This is a genomic window from Bacillus sp. MBGLi79 (assembly GCF_002953915.1).
This window is the reverse complement of record NZ_CP026521.1, coordinates 1036843-1040635: the sequence shown is the minus strand read 5'-3', so window position 1 is coordinate 1040635 and position 3793 is coordinate 1036843. Positions and strand designations below refer to the sequence as shown.

The following is a 3793-nucleotide window of genomic DNA, read 5'->3' as shown; positions in this document are numbered from 1 at the left end:
TCTTTTTAAATCTAGTAATATATGTATATAGAATGGATTTTTATTCTATGGAATTGACTAGGGGAAATAAAAGAGCCTGAACCATCAACTTTTCCGCTCAAAGCAAAAACCCCGTCTCAGCGTCCGGGGCATTTCTTTCAAAAGGGCTTTAGCATCATAGATTTTTCAAACATCAGGTCATCAAGGCTTTTAAATGTATAGCCTTCTTTTTTTAAGTCGGTGATCGCCTGATCAAGCGCTTCGGCATTGTCTTTCGAGACGGTGTGAAGCAAATAGACGGCGCCGGGATGGGCCTGTTTTATCATATTGTCGTACGCATAGCGCCACCCTTTTTGGGCATTGATTTTCCAATCGACAAAAGCAACAGACCAGAATACCGTTTGATAACCGAGCTTTTTCGTTTCTGCAAGCACCCGCTCGCTGAAAACGCCCCGAGGCGGCCTCAGGTAGAGATTGTTTTTTTCGCCTGTGATGTTGTAAACCTCCTCATCGACCGATTCCAATTCCTCTTGTATCCCGCGGCTTGTTTTCGTCGTGAGATCCGGATGGTGATAGGAATGATTCCCGATGATATGTCCTTCCTCGGCCATTCGCTTGATCAGCTCCGGCTGATCTTTGACAAAATGGCCCGTTACAAAAAAGGCTGCTTTGACGTTTTGTTTTTTCAGAACATCTAGCACCTTAGGGGTGTAGCCGTTTTCATAGCCGTTATCAAAGGTCAGATAGATCGTTTTTTCCTTTGTGTTGCCCAAATAAAAGGCGTCGTACTGCTGCAAAAGGCTGTTCAGCTCTTGTCCCGCATCTGCCGGCCGATGGTTTTTGCTTTTTGAAAAGCCCCAATGGATCGCCTTGTTGGAAATCGCTTCAGCATTGCCGCTGAAGGCCAGCATCAGCAGGAATCCGCAGCATAAGGCATAGAATCGTTTCATCATCTTCTCGCTCCCAGTTTTATTTTTTCTTATTGTGCAGAAGGGCTGGGCTTTTCATACCAAGCAACACTTGGAAAACAAAAAAACCGCGGCAAAGAATGCAGCGGTTTTATTTCCAGTCTTTTTTAAAGCGCTCGTATTTGGCTTCCAAGTCGTCGAGCATGCTGATCAGTCTGTCAATATCTTCAAGGTCGGTCGATTCCGGGTCTAAAGAATCGATGACTGACATAAACATATCCAATCTGTTTTTTAAATAATTGACTTGCTGTTCTTTGTCATGTACTGCGTTACCCATGATTCTCCTCCTTTTGTTCCTTTATCGTAGCCTATAAACGGCCTTTTTTCAATCATCCATGACTTGCACGCCTCAAGGATCAGGTCTAAAATGAATAGTTGGGCTATATTAGTATGTCCTATCATAAAGGAGTTAGATATGTCATGACAGAAAAAACGCAGGTTCGTCCGATTACCCCGGAATATGATCCGTGGGAAGCCTACATGGACGTTGACCAATATGGAGATATACAGCTGACGAACGTTGAATTTACGACGACGACTCTTTGCAATATGCGCTGCGAGCACTGCGCCGTCGGGTATACGCTCCAGACGAAGGACCCGGACGCGCTGCCCGTCAGCCTTCTGTTGAAACGGCTTGATGAGATTCCCCGCCTTCGTTCTTTAAGCATTACGGGCGGCGAGACGATGCTTTCATTAAAATCCGTAAAGGAATATGTCGTTCCTTTATTAAAATACGCTCATGAACGCGGCGTGCGGACGCAGATCAACTCAAACTTGACGCTCGATATCGGGCGCTACGAGCTGATCATCCCCTACCTTGATGTGCTTCATATTTCCCACAACTGGGGAACAGTCGAAGACTTTGCAGAAATCGGCTTCGCCATGATGGATAAAAAGCCGACGTTTGCCCAGCGGGCGCGCTATTTCGAAAAAATGATCGAAAACAGCCGGACGCTTGTTGATGAAGGGGTTATGGTATCCGCCGAGACGATGCTCAACAAACGGACGCTTCCTCACATCGAGCATATTCACCGGCAAATTGTCGAAGACATGAAATGCCAGCGCCATGAGGTTCACCCGATGTATCCGAGCGATTTTGCAAGCGCGCTTGAATCTTTAAGCTTACAAGACATGAGGAAAGCGATCCACCGCCTTCTTGACATTCGCGACGAAAATACGTGGATGCTGTTCGGCACCCTGCCGTTTTACGCGTGCAGCCCTGATCCTGAAGACCACGCTCTTTTACAGCGGCTGCGCGAAGCGAAAAATGTCACGGTCAGAAACGACCCTGACGGCAGATCGCGCCTGAACGTCAATATTTTTGACGGCAATATCATCGTGACCGATTTCGGAGATACTCCGCCGCTCGGCAACATTCAAACCGACAGCCTGCCAAGCGCCTATGCGAAGTGGAGAAAAACAGAGCTTGCCAAGGAGCTCAACTGCCACTGCCCGCACGTCCGATGCCTCGGGCCGAATGTGCTCGTCAAAAACAGCTATTATCAAGATGTTGATTTTACTTCCAGAACAGCAAGAGTATGAAAAAGCAAGCCGCAAAAGGCTTGCTTTTTTATTTCGGCTGATGGCTGAGCTGAAAGCCGAATGTGAGGTGATCCTGTACAGGAATCCAGGCGCCGATTCCTTGCGAGGTGATATTTTTGACGACCAGCTTTCTTTTGTTGCCTTTTAATACAATGTACACTTCACCGTAGGTGACCTTCCCTTTTTCATTGACGGCAGGTGCATAGGCGTGTAAATTCCCCAGCTTTTTCGGCTGCACTTTATAAATCTGATCGCGTTTTGTGCCGGCGCCGACGACTGTTTCAAAGGCGAGCGGCAGCTTTGTTTTTTCCATGGCTTCAAGCATCATCATGTTTTTGACATCGTCCGCTTTCGGGACTTTCGCTGTTAAGCCGCCTTTGATTTTGCTCGTCTGTTCCTGGGAATACGTGAGTTCGGCAGGTGCTTTCCCGCCCCGGTTGTCAAAGCGGTTTGTGTTGATTTTGCGGTATTCCCAGTTCGCAACGGTTTCATTCGAGGTATACCCGAGCGCCCATCTGCCCAAATAGATCGTCGCTCTGTAGCCGATTGCCAGCGGTGTGCCGGAAATGCTTGACTCATTCAGCATTTTGATGAGATGCGGATTTTCAATCGCGATATCGGTTGTTTTCAGCAGCTCTTCGGCCAGTTCGCTCGGCTGCAGCCTCGGCTGATCCTGGGAGGCGTTAGGGTATGTGTTCTCTTTGGAAATATTCGTGACAGAGCTTGGAATCTTGATCGGCTTGGCTGCATCTGCTTCCTGTACAGCGAAAAAACTAAAGGATAAAAACGCAGTTAGCGTAAAACACAAAAGCTTTTTCATACTATCACTCTTTCTGTTTCTTTTCCCTTATTGTTTTCCGGATGCTCTCCGTTTATCCCAATTTTTTTAAAGAAGGAAAAAACCGATTCCCATGATGATATAAGCAGCCAGCAATGTCGCGCCCTCAAACCAGTTCGTATCCCCGTCGTTTGAAATGACGATCATCAAAAGGACGGCGGAAGCCATGGCGACGAGTTCCGGCAAGGTAAAGACGAGCGGCATGCTCACTGGAAAAAACAAAGAGCTGATCACAAGAACAGGTGCGACAAACATCGCGATCTGCAGCGTTGATCCGATCGCAATTTCAACTGCGACATCCATTTTGTCCTTATAGGCCATAATGACGGCGGAAGCATGCTCTGCCGCGTTTCCGACGATCGCGACAATGATGACCCCGATGAAAAGCTCCGACCAGCCGAATTGTTCGGCCACCGTATCAAATGTGTGGACGAGGTGCTCGGAAATGTAGGCAACGGCAACGGTC

At 47.6% G+C, this 3793-nt stretch carries 5 protein-coding genes; 1 reads left to right on the top strand and 4 read right to left on the bottom strand.

Going from position 1 to position 3793, the window contains the following annotated elements; genetic code table 11:
• Positions 1 to 137: 137 nt before the first annotated feature.
• A complete protein-coding gene (pdaA, locus tag C1T29_RS05170; protein WP_208945714.1) occupies positions 138 to 929 on the bottom strand; it encodes a delta-lactam-biosynthetic de-N-acetylase in 792 nt (263 codons plus the stop codon).
• Positions 930 to 1038: 109 nt separating this feature from the next.
• On the bottom strand, positions 1039 to 1224 hold the full coding sequence (locus C1T29_RS05165) for an SE1561 family protein (RefSeq protein WP_003179806.1): 186 nt from the start codon (positions 1222 to 1224) through the stop codon (positions 1039 to 1041).
• 143 nt (positions 1225 to 1367) lie between these two features.
• Between C1T29_RS05165 and yfkAB the strand changes: the two genes are divergently transcribed.
• On the top strand, positions 1368 to 2489 hold the full coding sequence (gene yfkAB / locus C1T29_RS05160) for a radical SAM/CxCxxxxC motif protein YfkAB (protein WP_103750488.1): 1122 nt from the start codon (positions 1368 to 1370) through the stop codon (positions 2487 to 2489).
• A gap of 28 nt (positions 2490 to 2517) precedes the next feature.
• Here the strand turns inward: yfkAB and C1T29_RS05155 are convergent, their stop codons facing one another.
• Both C1T29_RS05155 and cax read right to left on the bottom strand, forming a co-directional pair.
• Entirely contained in the window at positions 2518 to 3309 is a 792-nt protein-coding gene (locus C1T29_RS05155; protein WP_020450573.1) for a YfkD famly protein, read from the bottom strand.
• A gap of 66 nt (positions 3310 to 3375) precedes the next feature.
• Positions 3376 to 3793: calcium/proton exchanger (gene cax, locus C1T29_RS24710; protein WP_231516543.1), on the bottom strand; the 418-nt coding region annotated here is incomplete at its 5' end.

Bases quoted from the DNA above. Each gene is read 5' to 3' on its own strand.
- yfkAB (WP_103750488.1), top strand. From the start codon at position 1,368: ATGACAGAAAAAACGCAGGTTCGTCCGATTACCCCGGAATATGATCCG.
- C1T29_RS05155 (WP_020450573.1), bottom strand. From the start codon at position 3,309: ATGAAAAAGCTTTTGTGTTTTACGCTAACTGCGTTTTTATCCTTTAGT.
- C1T29_RS05165 (WP_003179806.1), bottom strand. From the start codon at position 1,224: ATGGGTAACGCAGTACATGACAAAGAACAGCAAGTCAATTATTTAAAA.
- pdaA (WP_208945714.1), bottom strand. From the start codon at position 929: ATGAAACGATTCTATGCCTTATGCTGCGGATTCCTGCTGATGCTGGCC.